We start from the raw sequence: 22,782 nt of genomic DNA, 5'->3' as shown, positions 1-22,782 counted from the left end.
GCGCGCGCTTCCCCCCACGGGACACTTTCCGGGTGCGCTGGCGGCCCGAGCGCCGTCGACCGGAACACGCCCCCACCTGGTTCGAGCGCCCCCACCTACCAACGCTGCGCTCGCGGCATGAATGTAGCGCACGCCGTGCGCCCGTGATGTCCGGGCGTCTTTTCCGGCCGCGGGTCACCCGCCCATCACGGTCTCGTCCATGGCCGGAACCCATCCACCGGCGGGCCGGCGCAGCCACCCCTGCTCCGCCGCGAGCCCGGCCGCCGCACGGCGCAGCGCGTCCAGCGCGGGATGGACCAGCCCTTTCCGCCACACCAGGGAGACCGGAGACAGCGGGACGGGATCGACGAGCGGGCGGCGGACCGTGCGGGGCAGGGCCGGGAAGTCGACCACGGCCAGCACCGGATGGCGGGTCTTGGCCATGATCCGCTCGAACTCCTCGTCGCCGACGGCCAGCGGCAGCGGCGGGGCGAGCCGGACGCCGTGCTCCTCGAAGAGCCGGCGCGCCAGGTCGGTCCACTCCAGCGTGCGCGGGTTCCCGGCGCCGGCGTACACCGTCTCCCCGGCCAGCGCGGCGAGCGGCACCTCGGCGAGGGCGGCCAGGGGGTGGTCGTCCGGGAGGACGACGGCCATCGGCTCGTAGCGCACCGGCTGCTGCGCGAGGCCGGACCGCAGCGCCGGGTCCAGGCCGGCGTAACGGCCGAAGGAGGCGTCCAGCCGGCCGGCCAGCAGTTCGGCGGCGGCTCCGGTCAGACCGCTCTCGTAGCGGGCCATCAGCTCGCAGTCGGGGGCGAGTTCACGGGCCCGGTGCAGCACGCGGCGGCCGGTGGCCAGGCCCGGCGAGTTGACGTCGACCAGCAGCGGGCGGGACTGGCCGGGGGCGAAGGCGGCGAGCAGGTCGTCCTGGGCGGCCAGGACCCGGCGGGCGTGCGGGAGCAGCCGTACGGCGTCGGGGGTCGGCGTCACCTGCCGGGTCGTCCGCACGAACAGTTCCGCCCCCAACTCCCGCTCCAGCCGCCGTACGTCGCGGCTGAGCGCCTGCTGGGCGACGTACAGCCGGGCCGCGGCGCGGGTGAAGTGCAGTTCCTCGGCGACGGCCACGAAGGCGCGGAGCAGGCGGGGATCGATGTCGGTGGGCGCGGGCATGTCCGTGAACTTACAACGGGAGTGCGTGAATCGGCGTCCGGAAGGTGTTGGACCGGGTGATCGGCCGCGGGCGAGGGTGGGGCCATGTCCACGTCCCCGGTCATATCCACCGCCGGCGGCTACCGCCGTCTCTTCGCTCTGCCCGGCGCCCGTGCCTTCACCGCGGGCAACCTCCTCGCCCGGCTGCCCATGGGCATGTTCAGCGTGAGCGCGGTCGTGATGATCGCCGGCTCGCGGGGCTCGTACGCCCTGGCCGGTGCGGTCACCGCGACCGGACTCGCGGCGACCGCGCTGGTCGGGCCGTGGGTCGCGCGGCTCGTCGACCGGCACGGACAGGCCCGGGTCGCCGTCCCGGCCACCCTCGCCTCGGTGCTCGGCAGCCTCGCGCTGCTGCTGTGCGTCCGCTACGACGCACCCGACTGGACCCTGTTCGCCGCCTACACCGGCACCGCGGCGACCCCGAACATCGGCGGTCTGTCCCGGGCGCGCTGGGCCCATCTGCTGCGCGACGAACCCGGCGCGCTGCACACCGCGAACTCCTTCGAACAGGCCGCCGACGAGCTGTGCTTCATGCTCGGGCCGGTGCTGGCCTCCTTCCTCACCGGCACGTTCTTCCCGGAGGCGGGCACGCTGACCGGGGCGTTCCTGCTGCTGACCGGCATGCTGCTGTTCACCGCCCAGCGGGCCACCGAGCCGCCGCCGCGGGGGCGTTCACAGGCGCGGTCGCCGCTGCGCACGCCGGGGATCCCGCCGCTGCTGGCGTGTTTCGTCGCGACCGGGGCGGTGTTCGGCTCGATGGAGGTCGTCACGATCGCCTACGCCGACGCGCAGGGTCACCGTACGGCGGCCGGCGCGGTCCTCGCGTTGCAGGCGGCGGGGTCGTGCGCGGCGGGGCTGGGGTACGGGGCGCTGAAGCCGGCGGGGGTGCGGCTGGTGCACTGCCTGGCGGGGATGGCGGCGCTGATGACCCTGCCGTGGACCGCCGCCGGCCTCGCCGGTTCGCTGTGGGCGCTGGCGGGGGCGCTGCTGGTGGCGGGGATGGCCACGGCGCCGACGATGGTGACCGCGATGACCCTGGTCCAGCGGCGCACCCCGGCCGACCGTCTGAACGAGGGCATGAGCCTGATGGTGACGGGACTGCTCACGGGGGTGGCCTGCGGCTCGGCGGCGGGGGGCTGGGCGGCGGAGCACCTGTCCGCGACGGTCGCGTACGCGGTCCCGGCCGGCGCCGCCGCGCTGGCCCTGGGCGTGGCCGCGCTCACCCGCGTCGGCGGGGTGCCGCCGGACGGGGCGGCCGACGGCGCCGCCCCATGACGAACGCCCCGCCGCTCGAAAGCGACGGGGCGTTGTGAACATGGGGCGAGCCCCCGGAGGGGCTTGGTGGAGATGGCGGGAATCGAACCCGCGTCCAACGGTGTGGAATCAGGGCTTCTCCGTGTGCAGTCCGCTTCGCTTTTCTCGGCCCCGGAGATCACGCGGACAAGTCTCCGACGGGCTCAGTCACTGTTTGATTTCCCTCTTCACCCCGTGACCGGGATCGAGGTTTAGTTCCCTAGCTGATGCCAGGATCCGGGTCGGGAACAGCCCCGGGCTGACACTTCGCAAGTCGCTACTTAGGCAGCGAGGGCGAAGGAATCGCGCTTGGTGTTGGCGATTATTTTTTTCGGCCTGTGGTTTACGAGATCATGGCCGCTTCCTCGACACGCTTCCCCTGCTTCGACAGCCGCTGTCGAAACCGATCATCCCCATGTTGATTTTTCAAACCCTCCGAGGAGGGCCGCACGCACCCGCTGTGGAGTGCGGGTGCCATCGTAGAGCAACAACGCCCGCCGATGCCACCGTATTCCTGCCGGTCACCCGGCCGTCGTACGGCGATCGCATCAGATAACGCGGCCCGGGTCCGGAACATTCCCGGGACCGGCGCCGCCCCGCGCGGGGTCAGCCGCGCTGCCTGCGCCGGACCGCCGACATCGCCCGGTCCGCCTCGCGCCGGTCCTGCTTCTCCCGCAGGGTCTGCCGCTTGTCGTACTCCTTCTTGCCCTTCGCCAGCGCGATCTCGATCTTGGCCCGGCCGTCCTTGAAGTACAGGGCGAGGGGCACGATGGTGTGACCCGTCTCCTGGGACTTGGACTCCAGCTTGTCGATCTCCTCGCGGTGCAGCAGCAGCTTGCGCTTGCGCCGGGCGCTGTGGTTCGTCCAGGTGCCCTGGCTGTACTCGGGGACGTGCACGTTGTGCAGCCACGCTTCGTGGTCGCTCAGCTGCACGAAGCCGTCGACCAGCGAGGCCCGCCCCTGGCGCAGTGACTTCACCTCGGTGCCCATGAGGACCAGACCGGCCTCGTAGGTGTCGAGGATGTGGTAGTCGTGCCGCGCCTTCTTGTTCTGCGCGATCAGCTTGCGCCCTTTTTCCTTAGCCATAGTGCCGCCCATTTTCGCACCACACCCGGGGTGTGCGTACAGCCGATTACGTGTGGCTAGGAGGGGTCGCCCAGGCCGGCGAGGACCGTCTCGGCCCGCCGCTCGGCCTCGTCGGGCGCCGCCTCGAGGTCGGGGGTGATGCCGCGGCCGTCGACCGCGTGCCCCAGCGGGGTGCGGTAGTGGCCCACGGTCAGCTCGGCCACCGAGCCGTCGGGCAGGCCGGTCGGCATCTGGATGGAGCCCTTGCCGAAGGTGCGGGAGCCGACGACCACCGCGCGGCCCCGGTCCTGCAGGGCCCCGGTGAGCATCTCGGCCGCGCTCATCGTGCCGCCGTCGACCAGGGTGACCAGGGGCCGGGTGGTGTCGCCGCCGGTGTCGGCGTGCAGGGAGCGCTGCACGCCGTCGGTGTCGTAGGTGGCGACCAGGCCGCCGTCGAGGAAGGCGGAGGCGGTCCTGACGGCCTCGGTGACCAGCCCGCCGGAGTTGCCGCGCAGGTCGAGCACGATGCCGCCGCCGGCCGGGGCGTGCCGTACGGCGGTGCGGACGGCGTCCCCCGAGCCCTTGGTGAACGCGGCGATCCTGATGAGGGTGGCCCCGCCCGGCAGCCGGCGCACGGTCACCGAGTCGGTCGACAGCCGGGCCCGGCGCAGGGTCTCGGTCCACGCGCGCGTGCCGCGCTGGAGGCCGAGGGTGACCGTCGTGCCGGCGGCCGCGTCGTCGGCGTCGCCGCGCAGCAGCGAGACCACCTCGGTGACCGGCCGGCCGTCGGCCTTGCGGCCGTCGATGCTGCGCAGCCGGTCGCCGGACCGGATCCCCGCCTCGGCGGCCGGCGAGCCGGGCTGCACCCGGGTCACCTCGATCCGGCCGTCCCGCTCGCGCCGCGCCCACAGGCCGACGCCGGTGTAGCGGCCGTCGAGTGCCTCCTGGAACTCCTGGTACTCGCCCTCCGAGTAGACGGCGCCCCAGCGGTCCCCGCTGCGGCTGACGGCCCGCTCGGCCGCCTCCATCGGGGACGTGCCGTCGGCCAGCGCCTGGGCGGCGGCCCGCTGCACGTCCTCGTGCCCGGTGGCCGCGCCCTTCGGGGAGGGGGCGGCCTTGCGCGCGGACGCCACCGGTGCGGCGGGGTCGGGTTCCGGGAAGGAGCCGGTGGCGGCGCCGGTGACCAGGACGCCGGCGAAGACCAATGTCAGGGCGGCCCCGCGGCGGAAGCGGCGGGGCGGGCAGAACAGGTCACGACCTGACATGGCGGTGAGTCTAGGACAACGCGAAGGGCCGTACGGCCGGTTGACCGCACGGCCCTTCTTGGCGTGCGTCACACCTTCAGGTACTTGCGCAGAGCGAAGAACGCCGCCAAGGACGGCATCACGACGCTCGTCGCGAGGATCAGCGGCAGCTTGGTCAACACGGCGTCCCAGCCGACGAAGTTGATGAGCGTGAGCTTGTGGGACAGGTCCATGCCGTGGTCGATGGTGAGGTACCGGCCGACCACCAGCGCCACGCAGGCGAGTCCGCCGCCGATGAGCCCGGCGACCGCGGCCTCGGCGATGAACGGCGCCTGGATGTAGAAGCCCGAGGCGCCGACCAGGCGCATGATCCCGGTCTCGCGCCGGCGGCTGAACGCCGAGACGCGCACGGTGTTGACGATCAGCAGCAGCGCGACGACCAGCATCATCGCCATCACGCCGAGCGCGCCCCGGTTCATCAGGTTCAGCAGCTGGAAGAGGTTGTCCAGGATCCCCTTCTGGTCCTGCACGGACTGCACGCCGGGCCGTCCGTTGAACGCGGACGCGATCACCTGGTACTTCTGCGGGTCCTTGAGCTTGATCCGGTAGGACTCCTGCATCTGGTCCGGGGTGAGCGAGCTGGCCAGCGGGGAGTTTCCGAACTGCTCCTTGTAGTGCTTGTACGCCTCGTCCTGCGACTCGTAGGTGACCTTCTCGACGACCGTCATCTTGTGCAGGTCCGAGAGGATCTGCTTCTTCTGGTCCTCGGTGACCGCGCCCTTGGCGCAGTTGACGTCCGAGTCGGCGTCGTGCTTGTTGCACAGGAAGATCGAGACGTTGACCTTGTCGTACCAGTAGCCCTTCATGGTGCTCACCTGGTCGCTCATCAGCAGGGAGCCGCCGAAGAGGGCCAGGGACAGGGCGACGGAGACGATGACGGCGAAGGTCATCGTCAGATTGCGGCGGAGACCGACACCGATCTCCGACAGGACGAACTGGGCGCGCATGGCGTCTGGTCGAGCCTTTCCGTCGTGAACTTGCTTAGTGCTGGTAGCCGTAGACGCCGCGGGCCTGGTCGCGGACGAGGCGGCCCTTCTCCAGCTCGATGACGCGCTTGCGCATCTGGTCCACGATGTTCTGATCGTGCGTCGCCATGATGACGGTGGTGCCCGTCCGATTGATGCGGTCGAGCAGCTTCATGATGCCGACGGAGGTCTGCGGGTCGAGGTTGCCGGTGGGCTCGTCGGCGATGAGCAGCTTCGGGCGGTTGACGAAGGCCCGCGCGATGGCGACGCGCTGCTGCTCACCACCGGACAGCTCGCCGGGCATGCGGTCCTCCTTGCCGCCGAGGCCGACGAGGTCGAGCACCTGCGGCACGGACTTGCGGATCTCGCCCTTGGACTTGCCGATCACCTCCTGCGCGAAGGCCACGTTCTCCGCGACCGTCTTGTTCGGCAGCAGGCGGAAGTCCTGGAAGACGGTCCCCAGCTGGCGGCGCATCTGCGGCACCTTCCAGTTGGAGAGGCGTGCGAGGTCCTTGCCCAGCACGTGCACCTGGCCGTGGCTGCAGCGCTCCTCGCGGAGGATGAGCCGCAGGAAGGTGGACTTTCCGGAGCCGGAGGACCCCACGAGGAACACGAACTCGCCCTTCTCCACCTCCAGGGAGACATCCCTGAGTGCGGGGCGGGTCTGCTTGGGGTAGACCTTGGAGACGTTGTCGAATCGGATCACGGATGCACCACGGGTCGCCGGGGGTAGATGAGCGTGACCATACGCGAACCGGGTGTGCAAGTGCAGTCGCAGGTCGAGGTTGGGTAAGGCTTGTACGTTTTTGTACCGGCCGCTGTTCCCCTCCGGCTCTCCGGGGGCCCGCGCACGCACTCCGTGAACCTGGCACAGTGGAGGGGGGAACGTTCTCGTTCCCAGGAGCGTTGTACGTGTGATGGCCGGTGCAAGGAGGGCGAGCGCATGACGTACGACCGGTTGGTGTGCGCGAACTGCGCGGCGCCCGTGAGCGAGGGCCGGTGCCCGGTGTGCCGTGCCAACCGCGAGCGACTGCAGCAGGAGGGCTTCCTCGGCGGGGTGAACCCGATGGCGCTGATCGCACTGCTGGCGGTGCTGATCGCCGCGGTGGCGCTGCTGGCGCACCAGACCGCGTAAGAGAAGTCTCACAGACCCGTCAGGGCCCGGAGCGTCAGGCTCCGGGCCCTTGCGCGTGCACGCCGTGCGCGCCGCGTGAGCGTACGGCTACGCTCAGGCGGCAGCGCCGCCCCGGCCGTTGACCAGGCGCGGCAGGATGCGGAAGCCGATGCCGCCCGCGATCATCGTCGCGGCGCCGATGACCAGGAACGCGGTCTGGCCGGCACCGGTCTCGGCGAGCTGCTTGTCGCCGCCCTGGGCCTTGCTGTCGGACCCGGTGTCGGTGAGGGCCGAGGAGCCCTCCTCCTGGGGCGCGGTGCCGCTGCCGCCCTGCGGGTTGTCGTGGTTGCCACCGGTGCTGGAACCGCCGGTGCCGGAGCCGCCGTTGCCGGAGCCGCCGGTGTTGCCACCGTTGCCGTTACCGCCGTTGCCGTTGCCGCCGTTGCCGTTGCCACCGTTGCCGTGGCCGCCGCCGTTGCCGCCGTCACCGGAACCGCCCTCGGTGCTGCCCTGGGTGGAACCCTGGGTCGAGCCCTCGGTGGTGCCCTGGGTCGAACCCTGAGTGGAACCCTGGGTGGTGCCCTGGGTCGATCCCTGGGTGGAACCCTGCGTGTCGCCCTCGGTGGTGCCGAGGGTCGAGCCCTGGGTGTCGCCCTCGGTGGTGCCCAGGGTGTCGCCCTGGGTCGAGCCCTGGGTGTCGCCCTCCGTGGTGCCCAGCGTGTCGCCCTGGGTCGAGCCCTGGGTGTCGCCCTCCGTGGTGCCCTGGGTGGACCCCTGGGTCGTCCCCTCGGTCACGCCGAGCGTGGCGCCCTGGATGGTGCCGTCGGTCGTACCCTCGGTGGTCCCGTCGGTGTCGTTGCCGTCCGTGGTGACACCGAGGCTGATCGGTCCGGCCTTGACATCGAGGTCCAGGGCGGAGGCCGCGCCGGCTGCGGTCAGTGACGCACCGGCCGCGATCACGGCGCCGGCGGCTATCCGCGCGACCCGGATCCGCGTCTTCTTCGTCATATGGTTGCTACCCCCAGTAGCTGATCGTCCATGAGGCGGCGCATGGGGCGTGCCGTGATCGACGGGAGGCAGCCGGTGACGAAGCGCGTCAACTCGTTCCCCCGGTTCACATGCGCCCCTGAAGTTACGCATGCCGCGCTTCACCCTTCCGATTTTTCAAAGCAACGTCAAGGCCGTTGCGGGCGCTATGTCCGCTCGGGGGCCGTATGCGGCGAGTTGAAGCGTGTGAGTGTGATGTAAAACCCAGACAAAAGACAACTGCCGCCTCTCGGGCGGCAGTTGTCATGTCGACAAAGTAACTTCTGCGGTTACTTCTCCTGCTGCTTGCGCCAGCGAATACCGGCCTCCAGGAACCCGTCGATCTCGCCGTTGAACACGGCCTCCGGGTTGCCCACTTCGTATTCGGTGCGCAGGTCCTTGACCATCTGGTACGGGTGCAGCACGTAGGAGCGCATCTGGTTGCCCCAGGAGTTGCCGCCGTCGCCCTTGAGGGCGTCCATCTTGGCCTGCTCCTCCTGCCGGCGGCGCTCCAGCAGCTTGGCCTGGAGGACGTTCATCGCGGTGGCCTTGTTCTGGATCTGCGACCGCTCGTTCTGGCAGGAGACCACGATGCCGGTGGGCAGGTGGGTGATGCGCACCGCGGAGTCGGTGGTGTTCACGCCCTGGCCGCCGGGGCCGGAGGAGCGGTAGACGTCGATGCGCAGGTCGGACTCGTCGATCTCGACGTGGTCGGACTGCTCGACGACGGGCAGCACCTCCACACCCGCGAAGGAGGTCTGGCGGCGGCCCTGGTTGTCGAAGGGCGAGATGCGCACGAGGCGGTGCGTGCCCTGCTCGACGGAGAGGGTGCCGTAGGCGTAGGGCGCCTGGACGGCGAAGGTGGTCGACTTGATGCCGGCCTCTTCCGCGTACGACGTCTCGATCAGCTCCGTCTTGTAGCCGCGCTGCTCGGCCCAGCGCAGGTACATGCGCTGGAGCTTCTCGGCGAAGTCGGCGGCGTCGACGCCGCCGGCCTCGGCGCGGATGTTGACGAGCGCCTCACGGGAGTCGTACTCGCCGCTGAGGAGCGTGCGGACCTCCATCTCGTCCAGCGCCTTCTTGACCGCGGCCAGCTCGGACTCGGCCTCGGCGCGGGTGTCCGGGTCGTTCTCCTCCTCGGCCATCTCGAAGAGGACCGCGAGATCGTCAATCCGTCCGCGCAGCGCCTCCGCCTTCCTGACCTCGGCCTGGAGGTGGGAGAGCTTGCTGGTGATCTTCTGCGCCTCGTCCGGGTTGTCCCACAGGGACGGCGCGGCCGCCTGCTCCTCGAGCACGGCGATGTCTGCCCTCATCCTGTCGAGGTCCAGGACGGCCTCGATCGACTCCATGGTCGAGGAGAGGGACTTCAGCTCTTCGGATACATCGACGACTGCCACGCCTCCCAGCGTAACGGCTGTGGCAACCGACCTCGGCCGAGCGTCCCCGGCGTCTCGCCGGCCCCGGGTCGGTCAGGGGCCGGCGTCCGGGGTGGGTCAGGGTGGGTCAGGGGGCCGACGTGCTGTGGGTGCCGGACGGCGTCCCGGAGTCGTCGTCCGCCGACACCCACCACGCCCCGACGCCCACGACGGCCGCCACGACCAGTCCGGCCACGCCCAGGGTCAGCCTGCGCCGCCGCAGCGCCGCCCGGTGCCTCGCCGAGCCCGGCCGGGGCGCGCCGGCGGCCCGGGGGGCGCGAGCCGTCCCGTGGGCGCCGCCCGCCAGCTCGTCCGGTCCCGGTACGCGCATCGAGGTGTGCGTGTCGCGGTTGGAGTCCGGCTTGGCGCCGGGCACGAGCGGGACCGCGCCCCGCCGCCGCACCGGCTCGCCGCCCGGGACGGGCGGCGCCGGCTCCTGTGCCGCCTCCTCGGCTGGCTCCGGTTCGTCGACGTCCAGCGGCGGCATCCCGGCCAGCGTCGGCAGCTGCTCGCGCAGCCGCGCCGCCAGCTCCGAGGCGCGCAGCCGGGACGCGGGCGCCTTGGCCAGGCACTGCACGATCAGCTGCCACAGCTCCTCGGGGATGCCGGGCAGGGGTACGACGGTCTCGGTCACGTGGCGGCGCAGCACCGCGCCGGGGTGGCCCCCGCCGAACGGGGTGAAGCCGGCCAGCAGCTCGTACAGGACGGTCGCCAGGGCGTAGATGTCCACGGCCGCGCGGGGCGGCAGGCCCTCGACGATCTCCGGTGCCAGGTAGTCCGGCGTGCCGATGATCTTCGTGGCGCGGGTCCGCTTCGGCGAGTCGATCAGCTTGGCCACGCCGAAGTCGGTGAGCAGGGCGGGGTGCGAGCCGCCGGGGCCGAGCGGGCCCTGCATGTCGAGGAGCACGTTCTCGGGCTTGACGTCCCGGTGGACGACCCCGGCCGCGTGGGCCGCCGCCAGCGCGTCGGCGATGTCCGCGACGATCGCGACGGCCGCCTCGGGGGCGAGCCGCCGCTCGCGCTCCAGCCGGGTGCGCAGGTCGGTGCCCCGCACCAGGTCCATGACGAGGGCGAGGTCGTTGCCGTCGACCACCAGGTCGCGCACGGTGACGATGTGCGGGTGCTCCAGGCCGAGCAGCGCGGTGCGCTCCTGCACGAAGCGTCCGACGAGCTCCTGGTCGGAGGCGAGGTCCTCGCGCAGCATCTTGATGGCGACGGGCCCGTCCGGTCCCTCGCCCAGCCACACCGTGCCGGCGCTGCCCCGACCAAGGATCTGGTTCGCGGTGTACCGGCTGCCGATCTTCCGTGCCAAGACTGCTCCTACAGACGCGCGTTGTCGCGTGGTGTCGCTAAAACTACGCGTCCGACGAGCCAACCTTCACCGCGGAGACGGAAATCACCCGCCAGATGTCGACAAATCCGCAAACTCGCGGTCAGTCACCGCGAGTACCCGGAGTCAGTTGCCGCCGCCCGAGGAGCCGCCCAGCTCCTTGACCCACTTGCTTGCCTGGCCGACCCAGTGGCTCACCTCGTGCCAGTAGCCGCGGCCCTGGCCGATCCAGGTGTGCACCGGCGTCAGCTCGTAGATCAGCCAGCTCGCCACGACCAGGATGACGATCGTGAACAGGCAGCCCTTCAGACAGCCGAGACCCGGGATTTTCATCGGGTTGGCGCTGCGCCGCCGCGGCTCGCGGGGCTCGCGCGCGGGCCGCTGCGGCTCCGGCGCGGGCGGCGCGTACCGCTGCGGACGCCGCTGCGGCGCGTACTGCTGGGGCTCGGGCGCATAGCCGTACCCCTGCTGGTAGCCCTGCTGACGGCCGCGCGGCTGCGGCTGCTGGGGGCGGGGCTGCGGGGCCTGCCGCGGCTGCTGCTGCGGCCGGGCCACCTGCCGCTGCGGCCGGTGGCGCAGCGGGTCGTCCTCCGGCGAGAGGTACTGGATCTGCGTCTGCTCGTTGCGGTCGCGGGCCGCGCGCAGCTGGGTCTGCCAGGGGTGCGGCTGTTCGGGCTGCTGCCCCTGCGGGCCGGTGTTCGGCAGCACCGCCGTCGGGTCCGCCGCGCCCGTGTTCGGCAGGACGGCGGTGGGGTCGGCGGCGCCCGCGGGACCGCCGGTGTGCGGCAGCACGCTGGTCGCGGCGTTCGGGTCGTACGCCCCCGCGGAGCCATGCGGCAGCACCTGGGTGGGGTCGGCGGCGCCGGGCACGCCCGGTACGGCGGCCGGGGCCGGGTCCGGGGCCAGCAGCGCGCCCACGCCCTCGGCGGCGGCGATCTGCGCCGCGTTCGCGTGCACGCCGACGCCCTCGGCGACGACCCTCAGGGCGCGCGCGAGGTTCTCGGCGCTCGGCCGTTCGTCGGGGTTCTTGCGCAGGCAGCGCTCTATGACCGTCCACAGCGGGTCCGGGACGGTGGAGGGGCGGCGCGGCTCGGCGCTCAGGTGCTGGTGCAGGACCTCCAGGGCCGAGCCGCCCGAGAACGGCGGGTGGCCGGTGACCAGTTCATACAGCAGGATGCCGGCGCCGTAGATGTCCACGGCGGAGGTCTGCGGGCGGCCCTCGGCGGACTCCGGCGCCACGTACGCGGGCGTGCCGACGAACTCCTGGGTGCGGGTCAGGCCCGGGGAGTCGGCGAGCCGGGCGATGCCGAAGTCGGTCAGCATCGGGTGCATCCGGCCGTCGTGCTGCATGAGCAGCACGTTCGCGGGCTTCAGGTCCCGGTGGACCACGCCGTCGGCGTGGCTCGCGGCGAGCGCGTCGGCGATCTGGGCGGTCATCAGCGCGGCGGCGACCGGCGACAGCGGGCCGTTCTCGCGCAGGTAGCGGTGCAGGTCGGGGCCGTCGACGAGGTCCATGACCAGGGCCAGCAGATCGCCCTCGACGACCAGGTCGCGCACCCGGACGATGTTCGGGTGGGTGAGGCGGAGCAGGACCGAGCGCTCGCGCAGGAAGCGCATCACGATGTCCGGGTCGCTCGCCAGCTCCTCCTTGAGGACCTTGATGGCGACCGTCTCGCCGGGCTGTCCGGGCACGGCCGCCTCGGCGCCCGCGGTCTCGCGCTGGCGGGCACGCCAGACGGTGCCTGTGGCGCCGCGTCCCAGCGGCTCCTCAAGCAGGTACTTGCTGCCGACTGGCCGCACGTCACGCGCTCCCTGCTGCTTGCTGATGCTTGCTTGCCTGCGTTCCGGTTGTCGTTCCGGTCCGGTCCACTGTAGTGCCGCTCCCGAGGGCACTACGTAAGCGTTCCCGACCCTGTTCGACGTGTTCGACGGAAAGACGCGCGGGCCGGTCCGCCGGTTGCCGGGGAGCGCACGTGACCGATCTCAACTGATCGTTCGTACGGCACTGGTCAGGCACTTTTGCGGGCAGAGCCGACCAATCAAGATCACTTGACGCCGGGTGGCGGGCGTGTTGTCAGTGGCAGGTGCGAGGATGCCTTGCAGTACTGACCGACGTGCTCGTGTTGGGGTGGGGATGCAGATCCGGCTGACCGTCGTAGACCCGCTGGGCCCGGCTCCGCAGCGGGGCCGCGCCGCGAGCCGCGACGTGCTGGTCACGGCGCCCGCGGGCACCGACCTGGCCGCGGTCGCGTCGGCGCTGGTCCAGGCGGTCGCCGGGGAGGGCCGCGACTCCGGCTCCCCCGTGCTGTACGCCGGCGCGGAGCGGCTGGACCCGCGCCGCAGCACCCTCGGCGAGCCCCCGCTGATCGACGGCGCCGTGCTGTCCCTGGGCGCCCCGGCGGCTCCCGAGCCGCACCCCGAGCTGGACGAGGCGCCGACCCAGCTGCACGTCGTCGCGGGCCCGGACGCGGGCGGGGTCCATCTGCTGCACGGCGGCCGGATCACCGTGGGCCGCTCGGCCGACGCGGACGTGCCGCTGGACGACCCCGACGTCTCCCGGCTGCACTGCGCGGTCACCGTCGACGCGGACGGCCGCGTCTCGGTCGCCGACCTCGGCTCCACGAACGGTACGGCGCTGGACGGGACGCGGGTCGGCGAGCGTCCGGTGCGGGTCCCTGCCGGGGGGCTGCTGCGGATCGGCGAGTCGGCGCTGCGGGTTGCTCCGTCCGGGGGGCCGGGGGCGCGGGTGCGGACCGTCGCCGACGGGGAGGGGTGCGTGCGGGTTGCCGGTGCCGGTGCGTCTTCCGGTGCCGGTGCGTTCGCGGGTGCGGGTGCCGGTTCGTCGTCGGGTGCCGGTTCGTCGTCGGGTGCGGGTGCGTTCTCGGGTGCCGGTGCGTCGTCGGGTGCGGGTGCGTCGGGGGGCATCCGGCCTTCGGCCGGGTCAGGGTTCCCAGCCGCACCACCCGTGCGGGCATCGTCGTCGGGTGCGGGCGGCCCCGGTGGGGCGGACGCGCCGTCGGCGGCTGCGGGTGCCGCGGGCGGGGCGGGAGCGGAGTCGCCCGGTGCAGGAGGCCTGGGCGGGGTCGGAGCGCCATCGGCCGGTGTGAGGGGTGTTGGTGGGGCGGAGGCCGGGGGGGTCTCCGGGGTGGGGCAGCACGGTTATGGGGCCGATGGGTGGGGGGCCTTCGGCAGCGGGGGGCAGGAGCATCGGCGGCAGGACGCGGCCGTGGTGCCGGAGCAGGCCGGGGCGCCGCGGATCGAGAGCGCGCCCGGCGGCTCCTCCGGCAAAGACACGCACGCGGGGCGGCTCGGTGTCGGCGGGACCGGCGGACAGCCGCTGGGCGACGGCCGTCAGGGCAGTCCCGTCCGAGGCGTCGACGCCCCCCAGGGGACCCGGCGCCGCGGCCTCGGCGCGTGGGCGCGCCGGCTGACCGGCGGACGCGGGGAGCAGTCCGCCGCATCCGAGACGTACGACGGCCCCGCGGCCCCTCCCGGCGTCGCCCCGGCCGCCCGCACCGCGCCGCAGCAGCCCGACACCTGGCCGGATCCCGCCTCGCTGCTGCTGACGGCGCTCGGCCCCGGACCCCGGCTGTGGGAGCGCGGGCCCGGTCACCCGGAGGCGCTGGCCGTGCGGCTCGGCACCGCCGACCGCAGCGCACCGGACGGCTCCGGCCTGCTGCCCGCGGTGCCCGTGACGACGGCGCTGCGCGAGGCCGGCGCGCTGGGCCTGGCCGGTCCGCGCCCCCGGCTGTCCGGGCTGGCCCGCGCGGTGCTGGCCCAGCTGGCCGCGCTGCACTCCCCCGACCTGCTGGAGATCGTGCTGATCAGCGCCGACCGCTCCCGTCCCGTGGAGGAGCGCACGGCCGAGTGGGCCTGGCTGGGCTGGCTCCCGCACGTCCGGCCGGGTCATGGCCAGGACTGCAGGCTGCTGCTGGCCTACGACCGCGAGCAGGCGGCGGCCCGCACGGAGGAGCTGCTGCGCCGGGTCGACGACCACGCGGCGACCGGCGCCGGCACGGCCCGCCCCGGCTCCGTCCGCATCCCGCCGGCCACCGCAGCCCAGGCCGACCCCGTGAACGGCACGCCCGCACCCGGCCCCACCACGCCCGGCTCCACCATGGGCGCGCCCAGCCAGGACACCGGTCCGGAGCGCACGGCCTCCACCACGCTCCTGGGCCATCCCACCCCCGGAATCCCCGCCACCACCCACACCCCCACTGCCCACACCACCCCTGACACGAGCGGCACCCGCCCCCCGGCGTCCCGCCCCTCCCCGGCTCGTCGTCCCTCCTGGGCCAGGGAGGACGCCGGGATCGGGGAGGCCGGCGGGTTTCCGGGGCCGTACACCGTTGTCGTCGTGGACGGTGATCCCGGGGGCGCCGCGTTGCGGGACGCGGTGGCGCGGCTGGCCGTGGCCGGGCCGCGGGCCGGGATCCATGTGATGTGTCTCGCCGAGACCGAGCCCGCCTCTCCCGCCTCCCCGGTGTCGCTGACGTACGAGGCCGCGTGCGCGGCGGCGCCGACGTTCCGGCACTGCGGTGCCGTCGCGCTGCTCAGCGGCGATGTCGCGACGGCGCTGCGGCTGATGCGGGTGGCGCCGGGCGGGCCCGTCGGGCCGGGGACGCTCGCCGCCGTGGACGCCGTGTCCGGCGCCTGGGCGGAGCGGTTCGCGCGGGCGCTGGCGCCGCTGCGCCCGGACGCCCCGGCCGGTGCGCGGGAGCCCCGCGTGGCGGCGCCGCTGCCGCAGTCGGCGCGGCTGCTGGACGAGCTGGGGCTGGCCCGGGCCACCCCGGCGTCGCTGATGGCGCGCTGGGCCGACGCGGCCGACGACACCCGGTCCCTGGGCGGGCGGGCGCGTGCCGTGCTCGGCGCCGGGCCGCGCGGGCCGGTCACCGCCGACCTCGTCGCCGACGGTCCGCATCTGCTGATCGAGGGCCCGGCCGGCAGCGGTCGTACGGAGTTGCTGCGGGCCGTGGTGGCCTCGCTGGCCGCCGCCGAGCGGCCGGACCGGCTGGGCGTGGTGCTGATCGACGGACGGGACGGCATCGGCGCGGGCGCCGGGCGCGGCGAGGGCCTGCACGTGTGCACCGACATACCGCACGTCACCACGCACCTCATCGCCAACGACCCGGTGCGGATGCGGGAGTTCGCCCAGTCGCTGACCGCCGAGCTGAAGCGGCGGGCGGAGCTGCTGGGCCGGACGGACTTCGCGCAGTGGCACGCGGGGCGTGCGGTGGCGGGGCGGATCGTGGCGCAGCGCACGCCCGCGAACGGCGACCTGGAGGCGCCGCCCAGCTCCACCCTGCGGCTGCGGCCGGGCGCGGCCGCGCGGCAGCAGGCCGAGGCGGCGCCGCCGTTGCCGCGGCTGGTGGTCGTCGTCGACGACCTGGACGCGCTGGTGTCGCCCCCGCTGGGCTCGCCCGGCCGGCCGGCCGCGGGATCGGTGATGCGCGCGCTGGAGGCGGTGGCCCGGGAGGGCGAGCGGCTCGGGGTGCACATGGTGGCGGCCGCCGGGACCGGGGGCCGTACGGCGGAGACGGAGCCGGCGCGGCGGGCGGCCCTGCGCGTCGAGCTGGCCGCTGTCCAGCAGGGGCCGGACGAGCCGGCGGCGGGGCGCGGCCGGCTGGTGTACGCGGACGGCCGGGCCGTCGGTTTCCAGGGTGGCCGGGTGACGGGCCGCATCCCGCGGACCGCGACCCAGCGGCCCACGGTGGTGCCGCTGGAGTGGCAGCGGATGGGCGATCCGCCGGCCCGCCGGCCCGTGCGGGAGCTGGGCAACGGCCCCACCGACCTGGCCCTGCTGGCGAGCGCGGTGGAGCGGGCGGCGCGCGAGGTGTCCGCGGCCCGGGTTCCGTCGCTTCTCTAGCCGGGTCCCGGCGGGGGACCAGCCGCATACGTTCCCGGTCACGAGCGGGTCACGATGCGCCGCTGGACACCGCAGGCGCTCTTGCCCACCGTGAACGGCCCGGCGTAGACCGGAGCGCACGGGACAGAGTTCTGACGTTCAACGAAGAACGAAGAACGGGGAAGTGATGCACAGAAAGAGCAGCACCATCCGGACGAGCAGGGCCGTCACGACACTCGCCGCGCTGCTCGCGGGAGCCCTCGCGCTCACCGCGTGCTCCGGCGGGAACAACGACAAGAAGGGCAACGGGGACAACAGCGAGCCGTCCCAGACGGGTTCGACCCTCAGCCTGCCGAAGCTGAACGGCGCCAGCCTGGAGATCGCCGCCGTCTGGACCGGTCAGGAGCAGAAGAACTTCAAGCAGGTCCTGGCCGAGTTCACCCGGCGCACCGGCGCGAAGGTCACCTTCGTGCCCGCCCAGGACCCGATCATCAACTTCCTCGGTTCGAAGATCGCGGGCGGCCAGCCGCCGGACGTGGCCATGCTGCCGCAGCCCGGCGCCATCAAGCAGGCCGTGCAGCGCAAGTGGGCCAAGCCGCTCGGCCCGGAGGCCGTGAAGGAGTTGCAGAAGAACTACTCACAGGGCTGGCAGGACATCGGCAAGGTCGACGGCAAGCAGTACGGCGCCTACTACAAGGCCGCCAACAAGTCGCTGATCTGGTACAACGCCAAGGTGTTCGCGAACGCGGGCGCCAAGGAGCCGAAGACCTGGAAGGACCTGCTGACCACGTCGCAGGCGGTGTACGACTCCGGTGTCACGCCGTTCTCGGTGGCCGGCGCGGACGGCTGGCCGCTGACGGACTGGTTCGAGAACGTCTATCTGTCCCAGGCCGGGCCGCAGAAGTACGACGAGCTGGCCCAGCACAAGATCAAGTGGACGGATCCGTCGGTCAAGCAGGCGCTGACGACCCTCGCGCAGATCTGGGGCAGGAAGGACTATCTCGCGGGCGGCCAGAACGGCGCGCTGCAGACGGAGTTCCCGGCCTCGGTCACCCAGACCTTCAACGGCGGGGACCAGCCCAAGTCCGCGATGGTCTACGAGGGCGACTTCGCGCAGGTCAACATCGGTGAGACCAAGGCGAAGATCGGCACGGACGCGAAGGTGTTCCCGTTCCCGGCGGTCGGCTCCACCGCGCCCGTGGTCTCCGGCGGTGACGCGGCGGTGATCCTGAAGGATTCCAAGGCGGCCCAGGCCCTGGTCACCTTCCTCGCCTCCCCGGACGCGGCGACGATCCAGGCGAAGCTCGGCGGCTATCTGTCGCCGAACAAGAACGTGCCGGTCTCGGCGTATCCGAACGCGGTGCAGCAGAAGATCGCCAAGGCGCTGATCGCGTCCGGCGACGACTTCCGCTTCGACATGTCCGACCAGGCGCCGCAGGCCTTCGGCGGCACCCCGGGCAAGGGCGAGTGGAAGGACCTGCAGGACTTCCTGAAGAACCCCAAGGACGTCGCGGGCGCCCAGGCGAAGCTGGAGAAGGACGCGGCGGCCGCGTACGGAAGCGGGAGCTGAGCCGGCGATGGCGTCGGCGGCAACGGCGGCCGGGGCCCCACCGGGCCCCGCCGCGCCCCGCACTCGCAAGAGCGTGACCGGCACCCGCAAGGCGGTGGCAGCGCTGTTCCTGCTGCCCGCCCTGGTGCTGCTCGGCGCACTCGTGGTCTACCCGATCGGGTACTCCGTCGTCCGCAGCTTCTACGACGCGAACGGCGACGCTTTCTCCGGAGTCGACAACTACAGGACGCTCTTCACGGACGACGGCATCCGCACCGCCTTCAAGAACAACGTCATCTGGGTGGTGTTCGCGCCCGCGGTCTCCACCGCGCTCGGTCTGATCTTCGCGGTGCTGACCGAACGGGTCCGCTGGGGCACGGCGTTCAAGCTGGTCGTCTTCATGCCGATGGCGATCTCGATGCTGGCGGCCGGGATCATCTTCCGGCTGGTGTACGACCAGGACCCGGCCAAGGGCGTGGCGAACGCGGTGTGGGTGGGCGTGCACGACACCTTCGCGCAGTCGTCGGCGTTCCCGAAGGCCCACCCGGGCCGCGAGTCGCCGCTCGTCCCGCAGGGCGGCGGCTTCATCACCAAGGCACCCGTGCACGCGGGGCAGCCGGTCACGCTGCCCCTCGTCGGCGTCGCCCCGGACCAGATGCCGGACGGCGCGAAGAAGGCCGCGGCGGCCAGGCCGGAGCCGGGGAGGATCACCGGCACCACCTGGCAGGACTTCACGCGCGGCAAGGGCGTGGGGCGGCTCGGCGCGCCCGACCCGTCCGAGCTGGGGTACGCCGGAATGCGGATCGAGGCGGTGAAGGACGGCAAGGTGGTCGCCTCCACCAAGGCGTCCGGGGACGGCACGTTCACCCTGCCCGCGTCCGCCGACGGGGCCCGGCTGCGGCTTCCGGCGAGCAACTTCCGGGAGCCGTACAACGGCGTCGAGTGGCTCGGTCCGTCGCTGGTCACACCGGCGGTCATCGGGGCGTACGTGTGGATGTGGGCGGGCTTCGCGATGGTGCTGATCGCGGCCGGGCTCGCGGGCGTGCCCCGGGAGCTGCTGGAGGCGGCGCGGGTGGACGGCGCCAACGAGTGGCAGGTGTTCCGCAAGGTCACCGTGCCGCTGCTGGCCCCGGTCCTGGCGGTCGTCATCGTCACGCTGATGATCAACGTGCTGAAGGTGTTCGACCTCGTCTACATCATCGCCCCGGGCTCCTCCCAGGACGACGCGAACGTGCTGGCGCTGGAGCTGTACCGCAAGGGCTTCGCCGAGAACCAGCCGGGCGTCGCCAGCGCCATCGCGGTCCTGCTGCTGGTCCTGGTGATCCCGGTGATGCTGTTCAACATCCGTCGGCTGAGGCGGGAGGTCAGGCGATGACGGTGGCCGCCGGGGGTGTCACGAAGGTGGGGCCGGTGCAGACGGTGAAGGCGCGGCAGTCGGTCGGGGCGAGGATCGCCGAGAGGCTGAGCGGCGGGCTGGTCCGCGTCTTCCTGATCGTGGTCGGCCTGTTCTGGCTGGTGCCGACGATCGGTCTGCTCGTCTCCTCGCTGCGGGCGCCCGAGGACATGAGCGCGAGCGGCTGGTGGAAGGTGTTCTCCAAGCCGTCCCAGCTGACGTTCGAGAGTTACCGCAAGCTGCTGGAGAACGGCGACATCACCCACTCCCTGTGGAACACCGTGCTGATCACGGTCCCGGCGACGATCCTGGTCGTCGTGGTCGGCTCCCTCGCGGGCTACGCGTTCGCGTGGATGGAGTTCCCGGGCCGGGACTGGTGGTTCCTGGGCGTGGTGAGCCTGCTGGTGGTGCCGGTGCAGGTGGCGCTGATCCCGATCGCCGAACTGTTCGGCAAGATCGGCCTGTTCGGGACGATCCTCGGGGTGATCCTGTTCCACACCGGTTTCGGTCTGCCGTTCGCGGTGTTCCTGCTGCGGAACTTCTTCGCGGAGATCCCGCGCGAGCTGCTGGAGGCGGCCCGTCTCGACGGCGCCGGTGAACTGCGGCTGTTCGCCCGGGTGGTGATGCCGCTCGGCGGCCCGGCGATCGCGAGCCTCGGCATCTTCCAGTTCCTGTGGGTGTGGAACGACATGCTGGTCGCGCTGGTGTTCACCAAGTCGGGCACCCAGCCGATCACGGTCGCGCTGCAGACCCAGGTCCGGCAGTTCGGCAACAACATCGACGTGCTGGCGCCCGGCGCGTTCATCTCCATGGTGATCCCGCTGGCCGTGTTCTTCGCGTTCCAGCGGCAGTTCGTGTCCGGGGTGATGGCGGGCGCGGTCAAGTAGCCGCTCTCGCACAGGGGGCGGGCCCGCGGGCGGGTCCGCCCCTCGCCGTTCACCGGCCGTCCTCCCGGCGTCCCCCATATGCCGTACGAACCGTAACCAATTCACTCCATCGGCCGTTTCCGGTCAGAAACCCCGCGCCGCCGACGACCCATGGATGCCCGCCTTGCCCAGGTTCAGTGTCATTGTCCCCGCGTACAAGGTCCAGGCGTATCTCTCCGAGTGCCTGGACTCGGTGCTGACGCAGTCGTACCCCGATCTCGAACTGATCGCCGTGGACGACTGCTCGCCGGACGCCTGCGGAGAGATCATCGACGAGTACGCGGCCCGCGACGCGCGCGTGCGGCCCGTGCACCTGGCCGAGAACCAGGGGCTCGGACGGGCCAGGAACGCGGGGATGGCCCAGGCGACCGGTGACTACCTGGTCTTCCTGGACAGCGACGACACACTCGCCCCGGACGCGCTGCGCGCCATCGCCGACCGGATCAAGGAGTCCGGCGAGCCGGACGTGCTGGTGTACGACTACACGCGCACGTACTGGGACGGCCGGTCGGTGCGCAACCAGCTCACCGGCCCGCTCACCGAGCACGGCCCGGCGCCCTTCCGCCTCGAGGACCGCCCGGAGCTGCTGCGGCTGCTGATGGTGGCCTGGAACAAGGCCTGCCGCCGGGAGTTCGTCGAACGCCACGGCTTCACCTTCCCGCCGGGCTACTACGAGGACACCCCGTGGACGTTCCCGGTGCTGATGGCGGCGGAGTCGATCGCCACCCTGGACCGGGTGTGCGTGCACTACCGGCAGCGCCGGCAGGGCAGCATCCTCGGCACCACCAGCCGCAGGCACTTCGACCTCTTCGAGCAGTACGACCGGGTGTTCGCCTACGTCGACGCACACCCCGAACTGGCCCGCTGGCGCCCCGAGTTGTTCCGCCGCATGATCGACCACTACGCGACGGTGTTCACCAGGAGGGGCCGGCTGCCGCGCGGGAGCCACGGCGAGTTCCTGCGCCGCGCACGCGGCCACTACCGCCGCCACCACGCCCCCGGCGCCCGGATGCGGCGCCGGAACATCCTGGTCCGCTTCGGTCTGCACCGCACGTTCCGCGCCCTCCGGCTGGCCTCGGCCGTGCGCCGGCGCACGCTGAAGGCGGCGGTGCGACTGGCCCGCGCCCTGCGCACCGGTGTGCTGCGGCTGCACTACCGGATCCAGCTGCGGCTGCCCGTCCGCGCCGACCGGGCGGTGTTCGCCCCGGGCGCGGGCCGGGGTCACGGCGGTGACCCCGGCGCCCTGGAGGAGGCGCTGCGCACCCACGCCCCGCACATCCGCACCGCCTGGATCGTCCGTCCGGAGCACGAGCACGCGGTGCCGCCCGGCCCGCGCCTGCTGCGCCCCGGCACGGCCGCCTGCTTCACGGCGCTGGCCCGCGCCAGGTACCTCGTCACCGACGGCGACCTGGAGCCGGGCCTGCGCAAGCGGCGCGGGCAGATCCTGATCCGGGCCCAGCAGGCCACGCCGCTGGCGCACATCGGCCTGGACCTCCAGGAGCGCCCGGCGGCGGCCCGCGGCACCGACTTCGCCGGGCTGCTGCGCGGCGTCGACCAGTGGGACGTCGTGCTGTCCGGCAACCGGCACGCGACGCTCGTCTGGGAGCGGGCCTTCCCCGGCCGGTACCGCACGCTGGAGTGCGGAGCGCCGCGCAACGACGTCTTCCAGCGGGCCACGTCGGCGGACGTGACCCGGCTGCGCGAGTCGCTCGGGGTCCCGCAGGGCGCGGTCGCGGTCCTGTACGCGCCGGCCCACCGGGACCATGTGCGCACCCAGCGCCCGCCGCTGGACCTGGAGCGGCTCGCGCGCAGGCTCGGCCCCCGCTTCGTGATCCTGGCCCGCACCCACGGCGAGCGGTGTCCCGAGGGCCCCCGGATCATCGACGTCCGCAGCCACCCGAGCCTGCACGCCCTGTGCCTGGCCTCGGACGCCCTGCTCACCGACTACCACCCGGTCATGTTCGACTATGCGGGCCTGGACCGGCCGATCGTGGTGCACACCGGCGACTGGGAGGTGTACCGGGCGGCCAGCGGCGCCTACGTCGACCTGCCCGCCTGCCCGCCGGGCGCGGTCGGGCGCAGCGAGGACGAGCTGATCGACATCTTCGCGACCGGCCACTGGCGCGGCTCGCGCTCGGCCCAGCTGCGCGCGGTGTTCCGGGAGCGGTTCTGCCCCCACGACGACGGACGCGCCGCCGAGCGGGTCGTACGGCATGTGGTGCTGGGCGAGACGGAGCCGCTGCCGGTGATCCCGCCCGCCCAGCGCAAGCCGGTGCCGTCGGCCTGCGCCGGGTCCCTGCCGGCCACCGTGTCGCAGCCTTCGGGGGCCGCGGCCGTCACCGAGAGGTGCTGAACCGCGTTGGCCCTTCCGG

The 22,782-nt window shown here is 72.8% G+C and carries 16 protein-coding genes and 1 other RNA gene; 7 read left to right on the top strand and 10 right to left on the bottom strand.

The genetic code is table 11. The annotated features are described in order from the left end of the window. Window positions 1-174: 174 nt before the first annotated feature. The gene (locus ACGFZN_RS37115) at window positions 175-1,146 is read right to left on the bottom strand and encodes a LysR family transcriptional regulator (protein ID WP_393862882.1); all 972 of its coding nucleotides are present in this window, start codon (window positions 1,144-1,146) and stop codon (window positions 175-177) included. A gap of 84 nt (window positions 1,147-1,230) precedes the next feature. On the opposite strand from ACGFZN_RS37115, the gene ACGFZN_RS37110 reads away from it, so the two are divergent. After that, a complete protein-coding gene (locus ACGFZN_RS37110) occupies window positions 1,231-2,460 on the top strand; it encodes an MFS transporter (protein ID WP_393862881.1) in 1,230 nt (409 codons plus the stop codon). A 64-nt stretch (window positions 2,461-2,524) separates the two neighbouring features. Here ACGFZN_RS37110 and ssrA read toward each other — a convergent pair. The 5 genes from ssrA to ftsE all read right to left on the bottom strand — a co-directional run bounded on the left by ssrA (window position 2,525) and on the right by ftsE (window position 6,518). Continuing rightward, window positions 2,525-2,893: a transfer-messenger RNA gene (gene ssrA, locus ACGFZN_RS37105) on the bottom strand. A gap of 191 nt (window positions 2,894-3,084) precedes the next feature. Beyond that, the gene (gene smpB / locus ACGFZN_RS37100; RefSeq protein WP_393862880.1) at window positions 3,085-3,564 is read right to left on the bottom strand and encodes an SsrA-binding protein SmpB; all 480 of its coding nucleotides are present in this window, start codon (window positions 3,562-3,564) and stop codon (window positions 3,085-3,087) included. A gap of 56 nt (window positions 3,565-3,620) precedes the next feature. Then, window positions 3,621-4,808 carry a S41 family peptidase gene (locus ACGFZN_RS37095; RefSeq protein WP_393862879.1) on the bottom strand — a complete coding sequence of 396 codons (1,188 nt, stop codon included), beginning with the start codon at window positions 4,806-4,808 and terminating at the stop codon, window positions 3,621-3,623. A gap of 68 nt (window positions 4,809-4,876) precedes the next feature. Next, on the bottom strand, window positions 4,877-5,794 hold the full coding sequence (ftsX, locus tag ACGFZN_RS37090; protein WP_393862878.1) for a permease-like cell division protein FtsX: 918 nt from the start codon (window positions 5,792-5,794) through the stop codon (window positions 4,877-4,879). A gap of 34 nt (window positions 5,795-5,828) precedes the next feature. Continuing rightward, a complete protein-coding gene (ftsE, locus tag ACGFZN_RS37085; protein WP_330339656.1) occupies window positions 5,829-6,518 on the bottom strand; it encodes a cell division ATP-binding protein FtsE in 690 nt (229 codons plus the stop codon). 237 nt (window positions 6,519-6,755) lie between these two features. Between ftsE and ACGFZN_RS37080 the strand changes: the two genes are divergently transcribed. Next, window positions 6,756-6,947 (top strand): hypothetical protein, encoded by a 192-nt coding sequence (locus ACGFZN_RS37080; protein ID WP_023550109.1) that lies wholly within the window; start codon window positions 6,756-6,758, stop codon window positions 6,945-6,947. 93 nt (window positions 6,948-7,040) lie between these two features. On the opposite strand, the gene ACGFZN_RS37075 is transcribed toward ACGFZN_RS37080, so the two are convergent. The 4 genes from ACGFZN_RS37075 to ACGFZN_RS37060 all read right to left on the bottom strand — a co-directional run bounded on the left by ACGFZN_RS37075 (window position 7,041) and on the right by ACGFZN_RS37060 (window position 12,497). Continuing rightward, window positions 7,041-7,934, bottom strand: a complete 894-nt coding sequence (locus ACGFZN_RS37075) for a hypothetical protein (RefSeq protein ID WP_393862877.1) — start codon at window positions 7,932-7,934, stop codon at window positions 7,041-7,043. Between the two features lie 308 nt (window positions 7,935-8,242). Then, window positions 8,243-9,349, bottom strand: a complete 1,107-nt coding sequence (prfB, locus tag ACGFZN_RS37070; RefSeq protein WP_393862876.1) for a peptide chain release factor 2 — start codon at window positions 9,347-9,349, stop codon at window positions 8,243-8,245. A 106-nt stretch (window positions 9,350-9,455) separates the two neighbouring features. Further along, complete coding sequence (locus ACGFZN_RS37065) at window positions 9,456-10,679, bottom strand: serine/threonine-protein kinase (protein ID WP_393862875.1); 1,224 nt, start codon at window positions 10,677-10,679, stop codon at window positions 9,456-9,458. 144 nt (window positions 10,680-10,823) lie between these two features. After that, on the bottom strand, window positions 10,824-12,497 hold the full coding sequence (locus tag ACGFZN_RS37060; protein ID WP_393862874.1) for a serine/threonine-protein kinase: 1,674 nt from the start codon (window positions 12,495-12,497) through the stop codon (window positions 10,824-10,826). A gap of 334 nt (window positions 12,498-12,831) precedes the next feature. Between ACGFZN_RS37060 and ACGFZN_RS37055 the strand changes: the two genes are divergently transcribed. The 5 genes from ACGFZN_RS37055 to ACGFZN_RS37035 all read left to right on the top strand — a co-directional run bounded on the left by ACGFZN_RS37055 (window position 12,832) and on the right by ACGFZN_RS37035 (window position 22,763). Beyond that, window positions 12,832-16,563: an FHA domain-containing protein gene (locus tag ACGFZN_RS37055; RefSeq protein WP_393862921.1), complete on the top strand. Its 3,732-nt coding sequence runs from the start codon at window positions 12,832-12,834 to the stop codon at window positions 16,561-16,563. Between the two features lie 166 nt (window positions 16,564-16,729). Further along, the gene (locus tag ACGFZN_RS37050; RefSeq protein ID WP_393862873.1) at window positions 16,730-18,112 is read left to right on the top strand and encodes an ABC transporter substrate-binding protein; all 1,383 of its coding nucleotides are present in this window, start codon (window positions 16,730-16,732) and stop codon (window positions 18,110-18,112) included. A 73-nt stretch (window positions 18,113-18,185) separates the two neighbouring features. Then, window positions 18,186-19,466 carry a carbohydrate ABC transporter permease gene (locus tag ACGFZN_RS37045; RefSeq protein WP_393862872.1) on the top strand — a complete coding sequence of 427 codons (1,281 nt, stop codon included), beginning with the start codon at window positions 18,186-18,188 and terminating at the stop codon, window positions 19,464-19,466. Then, window positions 19,463-20,371 (top strand): carbohydrate ABC transporter permease, encoded by a 909-nt coding sequence (locus ACGFZN_RS37040; protein ID WP_393862871.1) that lies wholly within the window; start codon window positions 19,463-19,465, stop codon window positions 20,369-20,371. The genes ACGFZN_RS37045 and ACGFZN_RS37040 overlap by 4 nt, the downstream gene beginning before the upstream one ends. 163 nt (window positions 20,372-20,534) lie before the next feature. Further along, window positions 20,535-22,763: a CDP-glycerol glycerophosphotransferase family protein gene (locus ACGFZN_RS37035; RefSeq protein WP_393862870.1), complete on the top strand. Its 2,229-nt coding sequence runs from the start codon at window positions 20,535-20,537 to the stop codon at window positions 22,761-22,763. The last annotated feature ends 19 nt before the right edge of the window (window positions 22,764-22,782 follow it).

It is taken from the genome of Streptomyces sp. NPDC048192, assembly GCF_043202415.1.
Lineage (GTDB): Bacteria > Actinomycetota > Actinomycetes > Streptomycetales > Streptomycetaceae > Streptomyces.
Note: the sequence above shows the minus strand (reverse complement) of the source record. Positions and strands in the feature narration are given on the sequence as shown.